This window comes from Gemelliphila asaccharolytica (assembly GCF_001553005.1).
Classification (GTDB): Bacteria; Bacillota; Bacilli; order Staphylococcales; family Gemellaceae; genus Gemelliphila; species Gemelliphila asaccharolytica.
The window spans coordinates 1-21,843 of the sequence record NZ_KQ959859.1; the positions used below are offsets into that span (position 1 = coordinate 1).

At 25.9% G+C, this 21,843-nt stretch carries 21 protein-coding genes; 14 read left to right on the plus strand and 7 right to left on the minus strand.

Annotated features, from left to right (window positions below; genetic code table 11):
- The first annotated feature begins 119 nt into the window (after nt 1–119).
- From HMPREF1871_RS01115 to HMPREF1871_RS01135, 5 genes are all read left to right on the plus strand, one after another.
- Nucleotides 120–1,112 (plus strand): hypothetical protein, encoded by a 993-nt coding sequence (locus HMPREF1871_RS01115; protein WP_066128864.1) that lies wholly within the window; start codon nt 120–122, stop codon nt 1,110–1,112.
- A complete protein-coding gene (locus HMPREF1871_RS01120; protein WP_066128867.1) occupies nt 1,105–2,469 on the plus strand; it encodes a DnaD domain protein in 1,365 nt (454 codons plus the stop codon). Before HMPREF1871_RS01115 ends, HMPREF1871_RS01120 begins: the two co-directional genes overlap by 8 nt.
- Entirely contained in the window at nt 2,469–3,347 is an 879-nt protein-coding gene (gene dnaI / locus HMPREF1871_RS01125; protein ID WP_066128870.1) for a primosomal protein DnaI, read from the plus strand. The genes HMPREF1871_RS01120 and dnaI overlap by 1 nt, the downstream gene beginning before the upstream one ends.
- 296 nt (nt 3,348–3,643) lie before the next feature.
- Nucleotides 3,644–5,584 (plus strand): threonine--tRNA ligase, encoded by a 1,941-nt coding sequence (gene thrS, locus HMPREF1871_RS01130; protein ID WP_066128874.1) that lies wholly within the window; start codon nt 3,644–3,646, stop codon nt 5,582–5,584.
- A gap of 4 nt (nt 5,585–5,588) precedes the next feature.
- A complete protein-coding gene (locus tag HMPREF1871_RS01135) occupies nt 5,589–6,176 on the plus strand; it encodes a peptidylprolyl isomerase (protein ID WP_066128876.1) in 588 nt (195 codons plus the stop codon).
- 122 nt (nt 6,177–6,298) lie between these two features.
- Here the strand turns inward: HMPREF1871_RS01135 and glnA are convergent, their stop codons facing one another.
- Complete coding sequence (glnA, locus tag HMPREF1871_RS01140) at nt 6,299–7,624, minus strand: type I glutamate--ammonia ligase (RefSeq protein ID WP_066128880.1); 1,326 nt, start codon at nt 7,622–7,624, stop codon at nt 6,299–6,301.
- 14 nt (nt 7,625–7,638) lie between these two features.
- Nucleotides 7,639–8,007 (minus strand): MerR family transcriptional regulator, encoded by a 369-nt coding sequence (locus HMPREF1871_RS01145; RefSeq protein WP_066128884.1) that lies wholly within the window; start codon nt 8,005–8,007, stop codon nt 7,639–7,641.
- Between the two features lie 391 nt (nt 8,008–8,398).
- Here HMPREF1871_RS01145 and HMPREF1871_RS01155 point away from each other — a divergent pair, with 391 nt between their 5' ends.
- From HMPREF1871_RS01155 to topA, 8 genes are all read left to right on the plus strand, one after another.
- The gene (locus tag HMPREF1871_RS01155) at nt 8,399–10,033 is read left to right on the plus strand and encodes a putative polysaccharide biosynthesis protein (protein ID WP_066128892.1); all 1,635 of its coding nucleotides are present in this window, start codon (nt 8,399–8,401) and stop codon (nt 10,031–10,033) included.
- A gap of 1 nt (nt 10,034) precedes the next feature.
- Complete coding sequence (locus HMPREF1871_RS01160) at nt 10,035–10,760, plus strand: pseudouridine synthase (protein ID WP_066128895.1); 726 nt, start codon at nt 10,035–10,037, stop codon at nt 10,758–10,760.
- The gene (pepV, locus tag HMPREF1871_RS01165; RefSeq protein ID WP_066128899.1) at nt 10,750–12,150 is read left to right on the plus strand and encodes a dipeptidase PepV; all 1,401 of its coding nucleotides are present in this window, start codon (nt 10,750–10,752) and stop codon (nt 12,148–12,150) included. The genes HMPREF1871_RS01160 and pepV overlap by 11 nt, the downstream gene beginning before the upstream one ends.
- A 251-nt stretch (nt 12,151–12,401) precedes the next feature.
- Complete coding sequence (locus tag HMPREF1871_RS01170) at nt 12,402–13,175, plus strand: phosphotransferase family protein (RefSeq protein ID WP_066128901.1); 774 nt, start codon at nt 12,402–12,404, stop codon at nt 13,173–13,175.
- 171 nt (nt 13,176–13,346) lie between these two features.
- Complete coding sequence (locus HMPREF1871_RS06360; protein ID WP_232297337.1) at nt 13,347–13,610, plus strand: HAD family hydrolase; 264 nt, start codon at nt 13,347–13,349, stop codon at nt 13,608–13,610.
- Nucleotides 13,611–13,665: 55 nt separating this feature from the next.
- Nucleotides 13,666–14,118, plus strand: coding sequence for an HAD hydrolase-like protein (locus tag HMPREF1871_RS06365; RefSeq protein ID WP_331462913.1), 453 nt, complete (start codon nt 13,666–13,668; stop codon nt 14,116–14,118).
- A gap of 13 nt (nt 14,119–14,131) precedes the next feature.
- A complete protein-coding gene (gene map, locus HMPREF1871_RS01180) occupies nt 14,132–14,893 on the plus strand; it encodes a type I methionyl aminopeptidase (protein WP_066128905.1) in 762 nt (253 codons plus the stop codon).
- Between the two features lie 71 nt (nt 14,894–14,964).
- Nucleotides 14,965–17,019: a type I DNA topoisomerase gene (gene topA / locus HMPREF1871_RS01185; RefSeq protein ID WP_066128908.1), complete on the plus strand. Its 2,055-nt coding sequence runs from the start codon at nt 14,965–14,967 to the stop codon at nt 17,017–17,019.
- Nucleotides 17,020–17,163: 144 nt separating this feature from the next.
- On the opposite strand, the gene pnuC is transcribed toward topA, so the two are convergent.
- From pnuC to guaC, 5 genes are all read right to left on the minus strand, one after another.
- Nucleotides 17,164–17,865: a nicotinamide riboside transporter PnuC gene (gene pnuC, locus HMPREF1871_RS01190; RefSeq protein WP_066128912.1), complete on the minus strand. Its 702-nt coding sequence runs from the start codon at nt 17,863–17,865 to the stop codon at nt 17,164–17,166.
- Nucleotides 17,858–18,544, minus strand: a complete 687-nt coding sequence (locus tag HMPREF1871_RS01195) for a PfkB family carbohydrate kinase (RefSeq protein WP_198145742.1) — start codon at nt 18,542–18,544, stop codon at nt 17,858–17,860. The genes pnuC and HMPREF1871_RS01195 overlap by 8 nt, the downstream gene beginning before the upstream one ends.
- Entirely contained in the window at nt 18,510–18,776 is a 267-nt protein-coding gene (locus HMPREF1871_RS06430) for a PfkB family carbohydrate kinase (RefSeq protein WP_198145740.1), read from the minus strand. The genes HMPREF1871_RS01195 and HMPREF1871_RS06430 overlap by 35 nt, the downstream gene beginning before the upstream one ends.
- Complete coding sequence (locus HMPREF1871_RS01200) at nt 18,758–19,780, minus strand: ADP-ribosylglycohydrolase family protein (RefSeq protein WP_198145741.1); 1,023 nt, start codon at nt 19,778–19,780, stop codon at nt 18,758–18,760. The genes HMPREF1871_RS06430 and HMPREF1871_RS01200 overlap by 19 nt, the downstream gene beginning before the upstream one ends.
- A gap of 74 nt (nt 19,781–19,854) precedes the next feature.
- Nucleotides 19,855–20,829 (minus strand): GMP reductase, encoded by a 975-nt coding sequence (gene guaC, locus HMPREF1871_RS01205; protein ID WP_232297339.1) that lies wholly within the window; start codon nt 20,827–20,829, stop codon nt 19,855–19,857.
- A 359-nt stretch (nt 20,830–21,188) separates the two neighbouring features.
- Here guaC and nrdG point away from each other — a divergent pair, with 359 nt between their 5' ends.
- A complete protein-coding gene (gene nrdG, locus HMPREF1871_RS01210; protein ID WP_083505604.1) occupies nt 21,189–21,824 on the plus strand; it encodes an anaerobic ribonucleoside-triphosphate reductase activating protein in 636 nt (211 codons plus the stop codon).
- Nucleotides 21,825–21,843 lie beyond the last annotated feature (19 nt).

A 21,843-nucleotide genomic window follows, 5' to 3' on the forward strand; every position in this document is an offset into this window, starting at 1 on the left:
CTGCAAGATTAGAACGTTGCCAGGCATTTTTGAAAGTTCCCTTTCGGGAGCTTTTTTTATTATTGATTTTAATCGAAAAATGTTGTAACATTACAATATGTACAAGGGGGGTTAATGTTATGTACCTTGAAGAAAATAAAGTATTAGAATTAACTAAACAAAATAAACAAAATATATTAAATGCACTATTGAAAATTAATGGAATTTCAAATGATAAAAATATAAAAGTTGCATATATAAAAATTTTAGCAAATTTGCTTAAATTTCAAAATGCAATTGAAAATTTTTTTTATTTAAGAAATCCTCGAAATAATACAATATTTCAAAAAAACATAGAAAAAGGTGATAACACAACTTGTGAATTTGAAAAAATAAAATCTTCTCTAAAAGAAGATTTTAATAACAATAATTTTGATTTGAATGTCTCAAATGAATTTTTTTCTTTAATTGAAAATATTGAAAATAACATAGTATTTATATTTAAAGATGAAAAATTTTATGAATTTAATAATTATTTAATTCAGTTAATTAATCAACGTAAATTAGTAGATTTTATTTGGCTAAATACTATATATAATATATATAAAGAAAATCAAAGTTTAAAAGATATTGTTGATAAATACAAAAAATTCTCATATATAGAATTTCAAGATTTATATAAATTATATTTATTTGTTACAGATTTCAATATAAACGAGTTACTTCTAAAAGGGGCATCAAAAATAATAAATGATGAATATTTAGAAGATATAAATAAATTTTTTGATTTTATGTATGATTTAGTATATGATATGAAAAATTTTATTTCTAAGGAAAAAAGTAAAGAAATACTAAGTTTTTCTGAAAAATATGAAGCATATACTCATATTAAAACTCCTACTAAACAAGAGTTTTTAAAAATTATAAAAAAAGTCTTTATAGTATTGAGAGATTTATATCAAGATGATAAAACTAAATTATTATTAAATAATCCATATCCTTTATTAGTTAAATCATTTTATGCACCTTTAAAAAACAATGATAAAATTAGATATGAATATTCAAAAGATTTTATTTATGCTTTAGAATATATACAAATAATAATAGAAGTAATGAGTGAGGCACATGTCTAAAAAATTAGAAGAAAAAGATTTTTATTTAGTTTATAATAGTTATCAAGACCATTATTATAGTAAAGAACTTAATATATTATATTTACCTTTAATAGGAATAAATGCAATAAAAATGTATGATTATTTTTTCAATAAAATTTTAAATGATACAAATATTTCTATTAATTCTTTACATTATGAAATTACTGAAACATTTGGATTATCTATTGAACAATTTGTGCTAATAAGAAAAAAATTAGAAGCATTAGGGCTTTTAAGAACTTATTATTTTGAAAAAGAGAATAAAATTTTTTATATATATAAGATTTTAAAGCCATTAACTTTCGAAGAGTTTTTTGCTAATGAATTGTTATCAGGCTTATTGAAAAATACTATATCAGCTGAAGAATATGAATTAATTACAAAGAAATATAACACTGAAAAATTAAAATTTGACAATTTTTCTGAGATAACTGCTAAATTTTCACAAGTTTATTCTTCTAATGAAGAAAAAATTATTTCTAAAGAAAGCATCAGAGAAAATAATTATGGGCCTAATTTAGATGAATATTATTTTGATTTTTCGAAATTAAATTATCTTCTTTCTAATAACTATCTTGATATAGTTTTAGAAGATAATAATTTAAAAAAAACTATATTAGAGTTAGCACATCTGTATAAAACTACGCCAGAAGATATGTCTGTAGCTATCGAAAAATCTATTTCAGAAGAATCTTCAGGTACAGAAGTTAATATAAAAGAGTTAAAAGAATATTTGATGCAACTTTATTTAAATATAAAAAAACAAGATAATACAACTTTAGATGAAAGAATAAATAAAAAACTTGTTCATGATACATATAATAATTATAAAGAACTATCCAAAGAAGAAAGAGTAGCTAAAAAATTTGATAGTATGAACTATATTGAATTTTTAAATAAAAAATGGGGTATTATATTATCTGAAATAGATACAAAAAATATTATATTGAAATTACAAGAAAAATATAAATTTTCATCAGGGGTTTTAAATATTTTATTAGATTATGGACTAAAAAAAAGTGGATCTAACGGATTACCTAACTATAATTATTTAGATAAAATAGCTAGTTCTTGGTCATCTAAAAGATTTGTTAGTGCAATAGATGTTATGAAATTTTTAAATTCAAGAAGTGCAAATTATAAAAAGGATTTTAAACAATATAAAACAGCATCGTATAATATGAATATTAGGAAAAAAAATAATTTTATTACCACACCTGATTATATTAAAGAACAACTAAATTCTTTGAATGGACAGTCAAAAGAAAAAGAAAAAATAGAAGATATATCACAAAATGATTTTAAACAACTTTTAAAAGAAAAAGGAATTGATTAATGAAAAAAATAGGAGATATAACAAATAAAAAAATTGATGTAGAGAAAATAAATAGTTTATTTAATAAAGTGCTTAGAGATAAAGATATATCTAAATTTATAAAAAAGAATAATCTTAGCGAAAACCAAGTACAAGAAAATATGCAACTGTTTTTCAGCTTTTATTTTAGTAAAAAAAAATCAAAGGAAATAGAGTATAATCCTAAATTAATATTTAAAGATAATAAAATCTTTTTAGAGTTAGTAGAAACTTCTTCACAAAGGAAAAAGAGAGAGTCGAAAAAATATGAAAATATAATTAAGACAAAATATATCTCAAAAAAATTATTATATTCTAATTTTTCTTCAATTTCTAATGATGCAGAAAAAATAATTTTAGCTACAAGATTAATAGAAATATGCGATAAAAAATTAAATAAATCAAATGTAAAAGGTACATATATATATGGTAAGACAGGTATAGGCAAATCTTATTTAATGGGTTGTGTATATAATTATTTAACTAATAAGGGAATTGAACCCGCTATAATATATTTTCCAGAATTTGTAAGGAAAATAAAAAGTTTAGTCTCTAATGGAGATTATAACTATATTATAGATTTAATAAGAGAGCAAGAAGTCTTAATTATAGATGATTTAGGAGCTGAGAATATAACGGAATTTGTAAGGGATGAAATTTTAGTTCCTATTATAAATTATAGATCAAGTGAAAATTTACTGACATTTTTCACGTCTAATTTGGGAATTAAAGATTTAAGTGATTTTTTATCTGTTACAAAAAATAGTATTGATGAAACAAAATCAATGAGAATAGTTGATAGAATTAGATTTTTAGCAGAACCTGTGTATTTAGATTCTAAAAATCAAAGGGAATTTTAATTTTAAAATTCTTGCATATAATAATAATTTATGCTAAAATCTATTACATAATAAATTATTATATAAAAGGACGAGATTGTAGAGTCATTCATTTTAGAGAGAGTATGTATGCTGAGAATACTTATGATGCTTTATATATTACTACCTTTATTACTATATATATAATAGTTAAGCGAGCTTTAATCGCTAGATAATGAGGAAATTAATTTCAAATTTGGGTGGTACCACGATAAAAGTCGTCCCTATCTTGCAATAGCAGGATAGGGATTTTATTATTTTTAAAAGGAGAAAATATTATGGTTAAAATTAAATTTAAAGATGGAAGTATAAAAGATTTTGAAAATGTTAATGCTCTTGATATAGCTGAAAAAATAAGTGTTAGTTTAAGAAAAAAAGTAATAGCAGCTAAATTAGATGATAAATATATAGAATTAGACAAAATAATAAAAAATGATGGGGAAATAAATCTAATAGTAGCAGATGGTGAAGATAAAGAAGCTCTTCATGTTTTAAGACATTCTTGTGCTCATTTATTGGCACAAGCATTAAGAAGAATATATGGAAAAGTAACTTTTGGTGTTGGGCCATCAATAGAAAATGGATTTTATTATGATTTTGATTGTGAATACAAAATTACAGAAGAAGATTTAAAAAATATAGAAAAAGAAATGAAAAAAATTATTTCTGAAAATTTAAAAGTTGTGGGAAAAGAAGTTTCAAGGGAAGAAGCTAAAGAAATATTTAAAAATGACCCTTATAAATTAGAATTAATAGATGATTTGCCAATAGATGAAAAAATTACTACATATACACAGGGAGAATTTACTGATTTATGTAGAGGTGGACATGTATATTCAACATCAAAAATAAAAGAGTTTAAACTTCTATCTGTTGCTGGAGCTTACTGGAGAGGTGACAGTAACAATAAAATGCTACAAAGAATTTATGGTACAGCATTTTTTAATAAAAAATCATTAAAAGAATATTTAGAAAAATTAAAAGAAGCTAAAGAAAGAGATCATAGAAAAATAGGTAAAGAGCTAGATATATTTATGACTAGTCAAAAAGTCGGGGCTGGGCTTCCTTTATGGTTACCTAGTGGAGCAACAATTCGTAGAACTATAGAAAGATATATAGTGGATAAAGAAATAGCAGTTGGATATGACCATGTATATACTCCAGTGTTAGGAACAGTAGACTTATATAAAACAAGTGGACACTGGGATCATTATCAAGATGATATGTTTCCAAAAATGACAATGGATCATGAAGAAATGGTTCTTAGACCTATGAATTGCCCACATCATATGATGATATACAAAAATCAAAAACATTCATATAGAGAGTTACCAATAAGAATAGCAGAACTAGGGATGATGCATAGATATGAAGCAAGTGGAGCTGTAAGTGGGCTTCAAAGAGTTAGAGGTATGACTCTTAATGATGCACACGTTTTTGTTAGACCAGATCAACTAAAAGATGAATTTAAATTGACTGTTGCATTAGTAAAAGAAGCATATAAAGATTTAGGTATAGATAAATACAGTTATCGTTTATCTTATAGAGATCCTAATAATAAAGAAAAATATTTTGATGATGATAAAATGTGGGAAAATGCTCAAAAAATGTTAAAAGAAGCAGCAGATGAATTAGGTCTTAATTATGTTGAAGCAGAGGGAGAAGCAGCATTTTATGGACCAAAACTTGATGTTCAAGTAGAAACTGCAATAGGAAAACAAGAAACATTATCTACTGTCCAATTAGACTTTTTATTACCAGAAAGATTTGAACTTGAATATATAGGTGAAGATGGAAAAGGACATAGACCAGTAGTAATACATAGAGGAATTGTTTCTACAATGGAAAGACTGGTAGCATTTTTATTAGAAGAATATAAAGGAGATCTTCCAACATGGCTTGCACCACATCAAGTAAGAATAATACCAGTAAATAATGATTTCCATTATGATTATTCAAGAAAAATATTTGATGATTTAAAATCAAAAGGTGTAAGAGTTTCTATAGATGATAGAAATGAAAAATTAGGATATAAAATAAGAGAAGCTGCAAATAAAAAAATACCTTATACTCTAGTTATTGGTGATAAAGAAGTAGAATCAAAATTAGTAAATATAAGAACATTTGGCTCTCAAGAACAAAATATAAAATCATATGAAGAGTTTAAAGAAAATATATTAAAAGAAATACAAGAGAGAAAAATAAAAAAAGAGGCTTAGAATAATGACATTATCACAAAATACAAAAGAACTTCAATCAGGAGAAAGAAAGATTATTATAAAAACTACTTTAGGGGATATGGCGTTTAAATTATTTGAAAAAGACATTCCAAAGACTTGTAAAAATTTTATAACACATTCAAAAAATGGATACTATAATGGTATTATATTTCATAGAGTTATAAAAGATTTTATGATACAAGGAGGAGATCCTACGGCTACAGGAATGGGTGGAGAAAGTATTTATGGAAAGTCATTTGAAGATGAATTTTCACCAAAATATTTTAATTTTTACGGAGCATTATCTATGGCTAATGCAGGACCTAACACTAATGGTAGTCAATTTTTTATAGTTCAAGCTAAAAAAGTAGATCCTATGATGTTATCACAATTAGAACAAGCAGGATGGCCCAAAGAGGCAATTTCTAAATATGAAAAAGATGGAGGTACTCCATGGTTAGATAATAGACATACAGTATTCGGACAAATTATTTTAGGAGAAGATATATTAGAAAAAATAGCTAATGTTCAAACAGATAGTCAAGATAAACCTAAAAAAGAAGTTTCTATAACAGAAATAGTAGTAGAATAAGAGAGTTATTTTCATAATTATATTTATAATAGAGGTTGTATAGAAAAAATATTAAATAAAAAAATAATAACTTTAACAATAAAATTAAAGTTATTATTTTTTTTATTTTATTTATTTATTGATTAGTATTGTTTTAAGTATTGTTCTACTTCCCAATCTGTTACTCTAGTTCTAAAAGCATCCCACTCAATAGATTTTGCTTCATAGAAGTTTTGGAAAATATGTTCTCCAAGAGATTCTCTAACTATAGTAGAATCTTTTAATTCTTTTAAGGCAGTATATAATGTTGATGGTAATTGATCAATACCTTCATCAACACGCTCTTCAGGAGTCATAACATAAATATTGCTACGTACTTCGTGCATTGGTTGAAGTTTATTTTCTATTCCATCAAGGCCTGCTGCTAAAATAGTTGCTAGTGCTAAATAAGGATTTGCAGATGGATCTACAGATCTTACTTCTATACGTGTTGATTTTCCACGTGAAGCAGGAATACGAATAAGTGGAGATCTATTAGATGTTGACCAAGCAACGTAACATGGAGCTTCATAACCTGGAACAAGACGTTTAAATGAATTTACTGTAGGGTTACAAATTGCTGTAAAGCTACGAGCATGTTTTAGGATACCAGCTATAAAGTGATAAGCATCTTTTGATAATTTATTTTCTGTTGTTTCATCATAAAAGCAGTTTTCTCCTTTTTTAAATAATGAAACATTACAGTGCATTCCAGAACCGTTTATTCCGTATAAAGGTTTTGGCATAAATGTTGCGTGTAAACCGTGTTTTCTTGCTATTGTTTTTACTATTAATTTAAATGTTTGGATATTATCACAAGCACTTACTACATCTGTATATTTAAAGTCGATTTCATGTTGACCAGGTGCTACTTCATGATGACTTGCTTCAATATCAAATCCTAGTTTTTCAAGTTCTAAAACTATATCACGTCTAACATTTTCCCCTAGGTCAACAGGAGCTAAATCGAAATAGCTTCCATGATCATTTAGTTCTAAAGAAGGTTTTCCATTATCAAGTTGGAATAAGAAAAATTCTGGTTCAGGGCCTAAGTTTAGGGTATCATAACCTAATTTATTCATTTTTTTAAGAACTCTTTTTAGATTTCCACGAGGATCTCCAGCAAAAGGTTTTCTATCTGCAGTATATACGTCACATATAAATCTTGCAACTTTACCATATTCGCTATCCCAAGAATATACTAAAAATGTATTTAAATCTGGATATAAGTACATATCACTTTCTTCTATACGAACAAATCCTTCAATTGAAGAACCATCGAACATCATATCGTTTTCTAAAACTTTATTTATTTGACTTACAGGGACTTCAACATTTTTAATTGTTCCCATAATATCTGTAAATTGTAGTCTTATATATTTTACATTTTCTTTTTTTATTGTATCTAAAATTTCTTTTTTTGTTAGCATAATAAACTCCTCTTTTATTTATTGTAGAATCTAGATAAATCTCCTCGACCTATAGATTTTTCTCTATTTTTTGCGTTAGGTCCAGTGAATATGTCATTGTGAATGATTTGTCTTATTTTATTGATTTCAGAAGAAACTTGCTTATTATTTATCATCTCATCAATAGCCTTAATATTAAAACCTTTATTCAAAAGTTCTTTTATTGATAAAAGTTTTTCTACATCATTAATTGAAAAAAGTCGAGTATTCCCAGATGTTCTATCTGGAATTATTAACTTTTTATCTTCATAATATCTTATTTGCCTTGCTGATAGTTTTGTAATTTTTGTTACAACACTTATTGATAAAACTGGTAAGTTTTTTTGAATACTTTTAAAATTCAATAAATCACCCCCTATGCTTACATGAAAATATTATAACAAAAAACTCTAAAAAAAAACACCTAATGTGAGATTTTCTAACACTATATGTTTTTTGAAAATTATTTTAAAAAAATATATAGTGTAAAATAAGATGAAATATGATAGAATAAACATTATAAAATTAAAAAATGGAGGATATATGAAATTTATATTAAGTATAATACTTGTTTTTTTAATAAGTTTTATTGTAATGACTTCAATTTATGTTCTGTTAATTAAATTTAATTTTATAAAAAAGAAAAAAATAGAAAAAGTATTTAGACTTGTTTTTGTATATACTATATTTATAACTTTAGTCTATATTTATCAATATATTTTTATTTAATTAATTTATGTGACAGGAGTGAATAATTTGAAGAGAGATTCCTTATTTAAAGGAACATTTATTTTAAGTATTAGTTTAATTTTAACAAAAATAATAGGATTGATATATATTATTCCTTACTACAAAATTGTAGGTGGAAAAAATAATATGATTTTAATTAATTATGCATATAATTATTATGTTTTGTTATTAGAACTTTCATCTGCTGGGATTCCATTAGCTATATCTAAGTTGATATCAAAATATAATGAAGAAAAAAATTATAATAAAAGTAAAATGATTGCTAAAATAGGAGCAATTCTTCTTTTAGTATTAGGTATTTTAGGGTTTGTCATTTTTATATTTGGTGCAGAATCTTTAGCAGAGCATACAATAGCTACTGTAAATGTTCCATTACGATATAGTGTTAAAGATTTAGAACTAGTAATTCAAACATTATCTTTAGCCGTTCCATTTGCAATGCTTAGTGCAGGTCTTAGGGGGATTTTTCAAGGTCATGAAATTATGCTTCCTTCTGCAATATCTCAATTTTTCGAACAATTTATAAGAATTTTGTTTATGATGTTAGGTACTTATATAGTTATGAACATTACTAGCGGAAATGTTGTTTATGCAAATGCAATTGCTACATTTGCTGCTAGTGTTGGAGCTATAGTAGCTGTGTTAATTCTATTTTATTATTATTTAAAGTATAAAAAACATTTGTTTTATCATGATAATGATATTAATGAAAAACAAAAAAGTTTTGAAAATGGTAGTGTTTTAGGGATATTAAAAGAAATATTTTCTGTATCGATTCCTTTTGTTATTGTATCGTCATTTTTTGCCTTGCTTAGCCTTATTGATCAAAATACTTTGTTACAAGCAATGGATACAATAGGCAAAGCACAAATAGGTGAAGATGAATTCAATATATATAATAATTATATAAATAAATTAGTTATGATTTCTGTAGCTATAGCTCCTGCTTTTACAGGAGCGTTTTTACCAGCTGTAACAAGATTATATGTAAAAAGAAATAATAATGAGCTATCAACTCAAATAAATAAGGTGACATTATCACTTTTAATGATAGTTTTACCATCGTTATTTGGGATGTATATATTAACTAAACCTCTTTATGTATCTTTTTATGAGTATGATTTAGATGGATTTCGATTGATGAAAATTTATTTACCATTAGCTTTAGTTTACGCAGTTTATGGCTTAACAAGTATAATAATGCAGGCAATTGAAAAACAAAAATTAAATATATATATAATAATTTTAGGAGCATTATTTAAATATTTCTTAAATAAACAATTTATATATAAATTTGAAACGGCTGGAGCAATATATTGTTCTGTTTTTGTATATATTATAATGATATTTTTAAATGTAGTTATTATACATAATGAGATTCATTTAAAATTGTTAGAATTTATAAAAAACTTTATAAAAATATTAGTTACTTGTCTAGTGATGTCATTTATTACTTTTGTAATATATGAGGGATTAGTGCTAATTTTAGATGTATCTAAAAAATTTGATAGTTTATTAATAATTATAATTTGTTCAATCCCAGCAGTTATCAGTTACTTTAGTTTATTAATAAAAATAAAATTTACTGACTATTTATTTAGCAGAAAAGTTACTTTGACAACTTTATTAAGGAGAAGATAATATGAGACTAGATAAATATATATGTTCTTGTACAGACTATACAAGAAGTAAAGTAAAAAAATTAATAAAAAAAGGAATAATAGTAAATGAATTTCTAGTTAGAAATGCTGATTATAAAATTAATGAAAAAGAAGATATAGTAAAAATAGGAGAAAAAGTTCTTAATTATAAAAAATATATTTATCTAATGTTGAATAAAGAGGCTGGTGTTATAACTGCTACATTCGATAAAAAAGAGAAGGTAGTTTTAGATTATCTTGATGAAAAAGAAAAAATATTTTCACCATTTCCTGTAGGTAGACTAGATAAAGATACAGAAGGATTAATATTATTAACAAATGATGGAATTTTAGCTCATAATATACTATCTCCTAAAAAGGATATAAAGAAAAAATATTATGTAGAAGTAAATGGAGAATTAACTTTTAATCATGTAGAAATTTTTGAAAAAGGAATAAAGTTAAAAGATTTTAAATGTAAAAGTGCAAAACTAGAGATAATAAGAAGTGATAAACATGAATCTAAAGCCTATATAACAATATCTGAGGGGAAATTTCATCAGATTAAAAGAATGATAAATAGTATAAGGTTAAATGTTACATATCTAAAAAGGATATCTATAGGTACTTTAGTTTTGGACAAAAATCTTGCTTTAGGAAAATATAGGCATTTAAATGAAATAGAATTGAAAAAATTAAAGGAAGAGGTAATTATTTATGGAAATTAATTTTAAAGATGAAGTAAAAAAATATGAAGAAGATTTAATAAGTGATTTATTTGAATTATTGAAAATTAATTCTTATTTAAAGGAAGAAAAATCTAAAGAGTATCCTTTTGGAATAGGTCCTAGAAAGGCACTTGATAAGATTTTATCCTTTGGTAAAAGAGATGGATATAAAGTCAAAAATGTAGGAAATGTATCAGGGCATATAGAAATTGGAGAAGGGGATGAACTTTTCGGTATATTAGGTCATGTTGATGTTGTTCCAGCAAATCCTGATGAATGGGAAAGTGATCCGTTTAACCCTGAAGTTAGGGACGGTAAAATATTTGCAAGAGGGGTATTAGATGATAAAGGTCCAACTATGGCAGCATATTATGCTATTAAAATTTTAGATAATTTAAATGTAAAATGGAATAAAAGAGTAAGATTAATTGTTGGGACTGATGAAGAAGTAGGGTTTAGATGCGTTAAAAGATATTTTGAAACAGAAGAAATACCAGAAGAAGGCTTTACTCCAGATGCACTTTACCCTTTAATATATGGAGAAAAAGCTCAATGTAATTTTAGATATATTTTAAAATTTGAAGAAGAAAGTAAAAATGAAGAAAATGAATATAAAATATTATCATTTGAATCAGGTCTTGCTAAAAATATAGTTCCTGATAAGGCGGTAGTGAAATTAGAAGGGAATATAGATAATTTAAAAAATAAATTAAAAGAATGTGCTATAGAAAACTATGAATTAAGTAAAAAAGACTTTATTATCTTAAAATTTAGTGGACAAGCCGCTCACGGTTCCACACCAGAATTAGGAATGAATGCTGCCACAAAACTTGCAAAATTTTTATGTACTTTATCATTAGATAAAAATGCAAAAAATTATATGAAATTTATAGCAAGTAGATTAGATTCTGATCCATTCGGTAATAATCTTGAACTTAATTATGAAGATAATGAAATGGGACGAGCTACATATAATTATGGAATTTTTTATTATAATAGCAAAGAAAGAAAAGCTATAATAGAAGCTGATTCAAGGTTTCCTGCAAAATTCAATTTGATAGAAAAATTAAAAAAATTAAATTTAAAGAATTTCAATGTAGATGTTTATTCAAACAAATCAGCACATTACGTTCCTAAAGAAGATGATTTAGTTCAGACTTTATTATCAGTATATAGAAAATACACAAATGACTATAAGAATGACGCTATGGTTATAGGTGGTGGAACTTATGCAAGATGTATGAAAAAAGGAGTTGCGTTTGGAGCGTTACTGCCAGATAGAGAAGACACAATGCATCAAGCAAATGAGCATATGTATATAGAGGATTTACTTTTATCTGTAGCAATATATGCCGAATCAATATATAAAATTTGTTGTAAAAAAAATTAAATCACTTTATAATTTCTAAATGTACTTAAAAAAAATATTTTTTTATTAAAATATTTTTTTTTATTTTTTTATTTTATTTATTAATAAGTTTATAGAAAACAGATATAAAAAAAAAGGAAAAAATTATATATATATAGTGATAATATTTTTAAAAATTTTATATTTATTTAATTTTATTCAACTTGAAAAAAAATTTTAAAAATTGTAAAATAATAATGCATTATTTAAGAAAAAAGGAAAGGAGTGGTATTTTGGCTAATGAATATTACCAAATGGGCTGGACATTAGGTGAACAGTACGAAGAAGAATATTATTATACAAGAGAAGAAAATAAATATTTTATAAAAAAAAATGCTACTCCTATAATAGCAACATTATCAGCAGAAAAAATAGTTCCTAAATTAAAGTGGACTAGAAGATTAAGTAATGGAGATGTAATAATAGCTCAAGATTTTCAAAATGGTAGGAATTTATCATCAAAAGAAATGATAGATAAAAGAATTCCAAAAATTTTAAAAAAAGTTCATAATTCGATAAAATTGAAAAAAATGATGATAAATCAGGGATTCAAGAAAGAAACATCAAAATCATCGTTAGATAATTTAAAAAAAATATTATCAAAAGAATTATTAGAAAATAGAGATATTTCACTTGCTATTGAATATTTAGAAAGAAACAGACCAAAAGATGATATTTTAGCTCCCTGTCATGCAGATTTGCATAAAGATAATTGGTTGTTATCAGATAGTAATAAATTATTTTTAGTTGATTGGGAACAAGCTATATTAGGTGATCCAGCGATAGATATTTCTTTTGTTTTATATTTATATATTCCACAGGAAAATTGGGATATTTGGCTTAAGGAATATGGAATTGTTCCTACATTATCATATAAATTAAAATTAAAATGGTATATGTTATTTCAATCACTTGTTATGGTTGTGTGGTATAATAAAAAACAACAGTTTTCAAAAATGAACAAATGGTTGGTATTTATAGATAAGATATTTACAAAATATATTTAAGGCGTTTTTTTACGTCTTTTTTTATTTGTAAATTATAATTATTTTAAAAATATTTTTAATATTTTTAAAATACAACTTATTAACGTGAATATTTTTATAACAATTAAAAAATGAAAAATTGAGATATATGTGATATAATAAAAAAAGTTTAAAAAATAGGATATTGAAAAGATGAAAATAAAAAAATATAAACTATATTTAATAGATTTAGATGGCACGATGTATAATGGAAAAGAAAAAATAGAATATGCTAAAGAATTTATTGATTTTTTAAATTCTAATAGTATTGATTATCTATTTTTAACAAATAATTCCACTAGAACAGAAAAAGAAGTTGTTAATAAGCTAAGGTGTTTTGGGATAAAAACATTTGAAAAAAATGTTTTTACATCTTCTTTAGCAGCTGCTATATATATGAAAAAAAAAAGGATATAAAAATACATATGTAATAGGGGAAAATGGATTAATAAAAGCTCTAGAAGACGAAAACATTTCGATAGTATCTTATGATAAAGCATCAAGTGTTGTAGTAGGTCTTGATAGAAAATTAACATATGATAAAGTAAAAGAGGCTTGTTTTGCTATAAGGGAAGGAGCCAAATTTATAGGAACTAATCCAGATAAATTAATTCCTACTGAAGAGGGAATGAGTCCTAGTAATGGGGGACAAATTAAATATTTAGAATATGCAACAGATATAAAAGCGACAATAATAGGCAAGCCTAATAAGGAAATAATGACGTTAGCTATAGATAAATTTAATTATAAAAGAGAAGATGTAGTTATGATTGGAGATAATTATGAAACTGATATAATGTCTGGAATAAATTCAAATATTGATACTATACATGTACAAACTGGAGTTACAAGTAAAGAAGAAGTATTAAAGAAAAAAATTAAACCAACATATACTATAAAAAATCTAAAAGAATTAATAAATTAGAAAAGGTGAGAATATGATAATAAAAAACAAAGAACAATTAGAAAAAATGAAAGAAATAGGTTACATATGTGCTAAAATAAGGGACACATTAAAATCTGCAGCAGTACCTGGAGTTTCTACTAAACAGTTAGATAATATGGCAAAAGAACTATTTGAAAAATATGGAGCAAAATCTGCCCCAATAGAAGATTATGATTTTCCTGGATATACATGTATATCGTTAAATCATCAAGCAGCACATGGCATACCTGCCAATAACAAAATATTAAAAAGTGGAGATTTAATAAATATAGATGTATCTGGCTGTAAAGATGGGTATTACGGAGATACAGGAGTTTCATTTGTAGTCGGAACATGTGACGATCCAATGAAACAAAAAGTATGCGATGTTGCAAAAGAAGCTTTTCATGAAGGAATAAAATATGCAAAAGCAGGTAAAAAAATAAATCAAATAGGGAAAAATGTACATAAAAAAATTAAAGAAAATAATTTAAAAGTAATAGAAAATTTGACAGGTCATGGTATAGGAACAAAATTACATCAAGAACCTTCTCATGTCTTTAACTATTTTGATCCATGGGACAATATAATTTTGAAAAAAGGTATGTGTTTAGCAGTAGAGCCTTTTGTATCAACAAATGCAACAGAAGTAAAAAATAGTACAAGAGATGAATGGGAATTGATAACAGATGACAATTCATATGTAGCTCAATATGAACATACTATAGTTGTAAGAGAAAATGAAGAACCACTAATATTAACTAAAATAGATTAAATCTTTTCTATTATTGACATTTTCAAAAAAATAAACTAATATACATATTATCAAAGTAGGAGAGGTTTATAATGGCAGAAAATTTGGTAATAGTGGAATCTCCATCGAAAGCTAAAACTATAGAGAAATATTTAGGGAAAAAATATAAAGTAATTTCCTCAAAGGGACATATAAAAGATCTTCCTAAAAGTAGAATGGGTGTTCAAATAACAGAAGATGGGAAGGTAAAAGCTGATTATATTTCTATAAGAGGAAAGGGAGATACTATAAAAATATTAAAAAAAGAAGCAAAAGGAATGAAAAATATCTTTCTTGCTTCCGACCCAGATAGAGAAGGGGAAGCAATAGCATGGCATATTTCTAGTGTTTTAAATATTAGTAAGCCTAAAAATAGAATAGTTTTTAATGAAATAACTAAAGATGCTGTAAAAGATGCTATAAAAAAACCAAGAGAAATAAATATAAATTTAGTAAATGCACAGCAAGCAAGAAGAATACTAGATAGATTAGTAGGATATAACATATCTCCAGTTTTATGGAAAAAAGTTAAACCAAAACTATCAGCAGGAAGGGTACAGAGTACAGCATTAAAAATTATAGTAGATAGGGAAAACGAGATAAGAAATTTTAATCCAAAGGAATATTGGACTTTAGAAATTGATTTTAAAAAAGGACGAAAAAGTTTACTATCAAGCTTTTATTCATTTAAAGGAGAAAGGTTAAAATTAGAAAAAAAAGAAGAGGTAACACGAGTAAAAGAAGCAATAGTAGGGAATGAATTTTTAGTAAAAAACATATTGAAAACAGCTAAAAAAAGAAATTCTCCTAATGTCTTTACCACTTCTACTATGCAACAAGAAGCATCAAGAAAATTAAATTTTAAAACTAAAAAAACGATGTCAGTAGCTCAACAACTTTATGAGGGAGTAAATCTTAAAAAATTAGGAGGAACTACAGGGCTTATAACTTATATGAGAACTGATTCTACAAGAATTTCAAAAGAAGCAACTGAGCAGGCACAAAATTTTATTCTAGAAAATTATGGTGAAGAATACTTATTAAAAATTAAGAAAACAAATAAAAAAGAAGTTAAGAATATTCAAGATGCTCATGAAGGGATAAGACCTACTAATATCAATTATCTTCCATCTACTATAAAAGAATATTTAACTCCTGAACAATATAAGTTATATAAGTTAATATGGGAAAGATTTTTAGCAAGTCAGATGAGTGCAGCAGTTTATGAAACTACAAGTACTTTTTTTGAAAATTCAGGCGTTTTATTTAAATCTAATGAATCAAAAATAAAATTTGATGGGTTTACAAAAATTCTTAAAATAAAAGAAAAAACAAAATCGTATGCAGAATTTGAGGAAAAAGAAAAAGCACCATTTAAAGAAATAAAAGAAGAACAACATTTCACTCTCCCTCCATCAAGATATACAGAAGCAAAATTAATTGCAACATTGGAGGAATTAGGTATAGGTAGACCATCAACATATGCTACTATAATAGATACATTACAAAAAAGATATTATGCAAAAATCACTAATAAAGCATTTGTTCCAACGGAATTAGGTGAAATAGTATGTCAAATAATTCTTCAATATTTTCCTGATATAATAGATACAAAATTCACAGCTAATTTAGAATTAGATTTGGATAAAATTGCAGATGGAATAGAAAATTGGAATGAAGTCATTTGCAGATTTTATAATGGATTTTCAAAAGATGTAAAAAAAGCAGAGAATGAATTAGAAAAAGTAGAAATAAAAAAAGAGTATACAGGGGAAAGCTGTCCTAATTGTAAATCTCCTTTATTGTATAAATTAGGAAAATTCGGGAAATTTATAGCGTGTTCTAATTTTCCAGAATGTCGCTATACACAAGCGTTGCTAAAAAAAATAGGAGTAAAATGTCCTGTTTGTAAAAAATTTGAAATTTTAGAAAGAAAATCCAAAAAAGGAAAATTATTCTACGGATGTGAAAATTATCCAAATTGTGAATATGTATCATGGGATAAACCTATTAGTAGATGTTGTCCTAAATGTGATAAAAATTTATATGAAGGTAAAAAATATGTATATTGTGCAGAATGTCAATATAAGGAAGAAGAAAAAAAATAGGGTATAAATTTTTTTAAAAAAATAATATTTTGAAGAAAGTAAAACCCTCTTCCTAATTACTATAATTAGAGAAGAGGGTTTACTTTTAATTAAATAAGAGTAATTTTATATTAACGATTTTGAAGATTGTGAATGTAGAATTTTTTATTTTGCATTTTCTTGTATAGTTTTTTTAGAAATTTTTCTCCAGTTCATAAGACCATATGCTGAATTTAAAAAGTTGATTGATTTCATTATTATGATTAATAGTGCAGAAGAATCTCCTTGCATAAATACCATGATCCACATAACAATAGAAAATGCATTTACAATCGCCCACATTGCCCATTGTTCTGAGAAACGAAGTAAATATAGTAAACTTGCTATGACAGCCACCACTGTTGTTAAAGAATCCATAAATGGAAGATTACCACCCATCCATTTAAGTACTTGCATATATCCTAAAACTCCAATTACTGTAATAACTGTTGTAAATAGGATAATTTTTGGAGTCATAGTACGAAATTTTATTTCTCCACTTTTTGTTTTATTTTTATTCCATGTAAATATTGCAATAGCACTGACAGGTATTGAATAAATCAGATTGTACATTACCTCACCGTAAAGAGGGATACCCATACAGTTAATTGAATATAAAGCACTATTTATAATGGCAAAATATAGACCTGCAATTTTACCTTTAGCTCCAAATACTAGATTAAGACTACTTGTTAGTGTCATAACTAGCATAAAAAGACTTTCTTTTTGAATTCCCCAAGCGACCGTTTGTACAATTAAGACAAAAGCAAGCCACGATTTTTCTTTCCAACTCCAATCTGCAAAAAATTCTTTTATTTTTTTATTCATTTTTCCATTCTCCCCAAATTTTTTTAAATTTCTTAATGTCCATAATAGGTCCTGATATTCCTACAATTGCTGCTGCTGTCTTATTAGCAAGTGTTATGGTATCTTCAATATTCATTCCTTTTGAAAGTCCTGCAATTATTGCTCCTATATGACTGTCTCCTGCTCCTACAGTGTCAACAACATTTGTTTTTATCGTTGGAATTTGTTTTATTTTTTTTCCATCGTAGAATAATGTCCCCTTAGCTCCAAGTGTAATAAAAACAAGGTTTTTATTTTTTTTATAAAGAATTTTTATTGCTTTTTCTACATTTGATTCTTGAGTATAGCTTTTAGCTTCATCATCATTAATATGTAGAATTGGATTTAGTTTGAAAAAATTGTCCATTGTTTTAGTTTCGATTGACTTAATCATTGGTCCAGGTGCAAAAAAGATTTTCTTTTTTGATATACTTAGAACTTTTTTTAACCATTCTGAAATAATTATGCCATTCTCTCCGCAAACTTGATAACCTGAAATATAAATATTTGTGTATTTATTCATATCAATTTTATTAAGCCATGCTTTTTTGAAATGGCATTCTGCTCCTCGAACCGTGATAAATGTACGTTCGCCATTATTTTCTATTAAACTAAGGCAGTATCCATTATCTTCTCCTGAGTTCTTGAATAATAGGTTTATATCCTTTTTCTCTCATATCTCTGCGTATAATATCAGCAAATGAGCCTTTACCTACTGGTACGCACAAATCATGTTCACAGTCAAAATTTTTTAATGTGTTGGCGACATTATATGCACACCCACCAACAACAGTTTTTCTTTTTTTGCAGAGAATATCTTCTCCGCTTCTAGGTAGACGATCAATTTGCATCATTAAGTCAACAATTGCCGCACCTAGCACAAGTGTTTGCATAATAACTTTTTCCTTCCATTTTCAATAATATTTATGTACTCTTCAAAATTGGTTTTAGAGTTTTGAATTTTTAAAAGTTTTATATACTCTGGTTTAATATTATTATAACCTACAAACGCCCCACAAATTGCTGTTGCCATTGCTCCTATTGTGTCGGTATCTCCTCCGAGATTTGCACACATAAGAGAACATTTATTTGGATCTTGAGTATAATATGCAACTGAAATTGCTGCTGGTACAGATTCAATGATTCCTACACCTGTTCCAATAATATCATAGATTTTTTTTGAAAATTCTTCCTCATCGTTAATATATTTTTTTGCAATCTGTATTCCAATTTTTACTCGTTCTGCAAGTCTAGGGCTGAATGTTTCACACCCCCTTTCATATCCATATTTTTCTACAGAAAGAATGTCAGTTAATACTTGTTCAAAATCATCATTTATAATTGCAGAGGCAACGCCTTCTGCTATCATAGCTGCTCCCGCTATTGTTACATCACTTGTATGTGTCGCTTGAGAAACTTTGAAAACATAATCTACAAGTTCTTTTCTTTGATTAGGGTAAAAAAAGCATCCTATTGGAGAAATTCGCATAGAACTTCCATTAGATAAAGCTTTATTAGTTATATTACTGGCATCTTTTTTATCACGAAAGTAACTTAATGCAAGTCTTGATGTTGGACCTAAAATATTATTTTCAAATGCATTTTCTTTTTTTGCCCATTCCAGCATTCGTTTTGCAATATCTGAAGAATTTGGAATATAATTAGTTGCCTTCAGTGAGTCTAAGATAATTAGAGCCTGACTTGTATCATCTGTGAATTGAGCCTTATTATAATTAAATGCGACTTCATTTTCTTTTGGTCCATCAACAAATCCTTTAATTTGTCCGTTAAAAAATTTTCTTGCTTTATTTCTTCCCCATAATTCTGCTGGCATTCCCATTGCATCGCCAAGAGCCATTCCGTACAAAGCTCCAGCGATTTTATTTCTTATATTCATGTTAATTTCTCCTTTTTAGAGATATTTTGTCAATGTAACTTGTGCAACTTTTTATTTAACTGTATTATTTAAAATTATCTATCACCATTAAAAATAGAATTTTTAACTATAACGTAGTCCACTTTTGTTAGTGATGAAATATCTTTACCACCTGCATAAGAAATTGATGACTGTAAATCTTGTTTCATCTCTTTTAATGTATCGAATATATCTCCTTTATGTTTGATAAGAATTTTTTTACCTTCTACATTTTTTCTTTCACCTTTTTGAAATTCTGATGCACTACCAAAATATTCTTTAAATTTATCACCATTAATTTCTATTGTTTTTCCTGGACTTTGTTCGTGTCCTGCAAATAAAGAACCTACCATAACAAACGTCGCTCCAAATCTTATTGATTTAGCCACATCGCCGTGATTTCTTATTCCTCCATCTGCAATTATAGGTTTACTTGCTGCTTTTTTACACCATCTAAGTGCAGCAAGTTGCCATCCTCCTGTACCAAAACCTGTTTTTAATTTTGTGATACATACTTTACCAGGTCCTATACCTACTTTAGTAGCATCGGCACCAGCATTTTCTAGCTCTCTAACAGCTTCTGGGGTACCTACATTACCGGCGATGACAAAAGCATTAGGTAAATTTTCTTTAATATGTTTTATCATATCAATAACTTTATTAGAATGTCCATGAGCAATATCAATAGTAATATACTCAGGAGAAAGGTTGTTTTCTTTCAATTCTAATACAAAATTAAATTCTTCTGGTTTAATTCCTATGCTTATAGAAGAAAACAGACCTTCTTTGCTCATTTCTTTTACAAAATTTAATCTTTTTTCTGGATTAAATCTATGCATTATATAAAAATAATTATCTTTAGCTAGTTTTTTAGCTAGTTTTTCATCGATAATTGTTTGCATATTTGCCGGAACTACAGGAATATTAAATTTTCTATTTCCTAATTTAATAGTGGTATCACATTCTGATCTACTATTTACAATACATTTGTTAGGTATTAATTGAATATCCTCGTAATCAAAAATTCTCATATCATTTATCATAAGGTACCTCCAAGGGATTTATTTAGTTATTACAATGAAATATTATACACTAATATAAAAAAATTGTAAATAAATTTAATTTTTAATTATTAGATCATATTTTTATATTTTATTTAATTATATTCATGTTTTTAGATTATTCAACCTAATATTAACTTTATATTATTATAATTATTTTATTATGAGTTTAAAAAAATTTTTGTTATTTTAATAATTTTTTTAAAACACAATATTATTTCTAGAAATTTATATTTTATTTTTAATTTTTAAAATATATTTTTAAAATACTATAAATTGAAAATGTAAAAAATAAATGTTAATATTAAGAAAAAAAAGAAGGTGAAAAGATGTCAAGAGAAGAAAAATTTAAAACTATAATTAAAAATATTGATATTGAACCTTCTTTTAGAAAAAATTTTGATAAAGCAAGTCTTAATACTTATAGAGCTCCTAAGAAAGATTGGATATCTTCAAAGTTTTCTAAAAATAAATATGCAAGTTATAAACCTTTTCAATTTGTTGATGGAGAGGGTATTAGATGTTCAATATATTTAAGTGGATGTTTATTTGCTTGTAAGGAATGTTTTAATGAAAGTATACAAAATTTTAGAGCAGGAGAAGAATACAATCAAACTGTAGAAGATACTATAATAAATGATTTATCAAAGAGTTATGTTCAGGGGCTTACTATACTTGGAGGGGAACCATTTTTAAATACTAATGTTGCTATAAAATTAGCTACAAGAGTAAGAAAAGAATTTGGAAGAAATAAGGATATATGGGTTTATAGTGGATTTACTTATGAACAGATAATAAATTCAACTGATGACAAAAAGAAATTGTTGTCTTTGTGTGATGTATTAGTTGATGGACCATTTATTTTAGCATTAAAAGATTTAAATTTAAGATTTCGTGGAAGCAGTAATCAAAGAATAATAGATTTAAAAAAAAGTACTAACAAGGTAGTATTATACATGGAATGAGATTATTGACAATATAATG

Coding starts and splice junctions, on each gene's coding strand:
- glnA (WP_066128880.1), bottom strand. CDS start 7,624: ATGCTAACAAAAAAAGAAATTTTAGATACAATAAAAAAAGAAAATGTA.
- pnuC (WP_066128912.1), bottom strand. CDS start 17,865: ATGAATAAAAAAATAAAAGAATTTTTTGCAGATTGGAGTTGGAAAGAA.
- HMPREF1871_RS01120 (WP_066128867.1), top strand. CDS start 1,105: ATGTCTAAAAAATTAGAAGAAAAAGATTTTTATTTAGTTTATAATAGT.
- pepV (WP_066128899.1), top strand. CDS start 10,750: ATGGAAATTAATTTTAAAGATGAAGTAAAAAAATATGAAGAAGATTTA.
- HMPREF1871_RS01160 (WP_066128895.1), top strand. CDS start 10,035: ATGAGACTAGATAAATATATATGTTCTTGTACAGACTATACAAGAAGT.
- HMPREF1871_RS06430 (WP_198145740.1), bottom strand. CDS start 18,776: ATGCAAACACTTGTGCTAGGTGCGGCAATTGTTGACTTAATGATGCAA.
- thrS (WP_066128874.1), top strand. CDS start 3,644: ATGGTTAAAATTAAATTTAAAGATGGAAGTATAAAAGATTTTGAAAAT.
- map (WP_066128905.1), top strand. CDS start 14,132: ATGATAATAAAAAACAAAGAACAATTAGAAAAAATGAAAGAAATAGGT.
- HMPREF1871_RS06360 (WP_232297337.1), top strand. CDS start 13,347: ATGAAAATAAAAAAATATAAACTATATTTAATAGATTTAGATGGCACG.
- guaC (WP_232297339.1), bottom strand. CDS start 20,829: ATGAGAATTTTTGATTACGAGGATATTCAATTAATACCTAACAAATGT.
- HMPREF1871_RS01115 (WP_066128864.1), top strand. CDS start 120: ATGTACCTTGAAGAAAATAAAGTATTAGAATTAACTAAACAAAATAAA.
- dnaI (WP_066128870.1), top strand. CDS start 2,469: ATGAAAAAAATAGGAGATATAACAAATAAAAAAATTGATGTAGAGAAA.
- topA (WP_066128908.1), top strand. CDS start 14,965: ATGGCAGAAAATTTGGTAATAGTGGAATCTCCATCGAAAGCTAAAACT.
- HMPREF1871_RS01135 (WP_066128876.1), top strand. CDS start 5,589: ATGACATTATCACAAAATACAAAAGAACTTCAATCAGGAGAAAGAAAG.
- nrdG (WP_083505604.1), top strand. CDS start 21,189: ATGTCAAGAGAAGAAAAATTTAAAACTATAATTAAAAATATTGATATT.
- HMPREF1871_RS01200 (WP_198145741.1), bottom strand. CDS start 19,780: ATGAATATAAGAAATAAAATCGCTGGAGCTTTGTACGGAATGGCTCTT.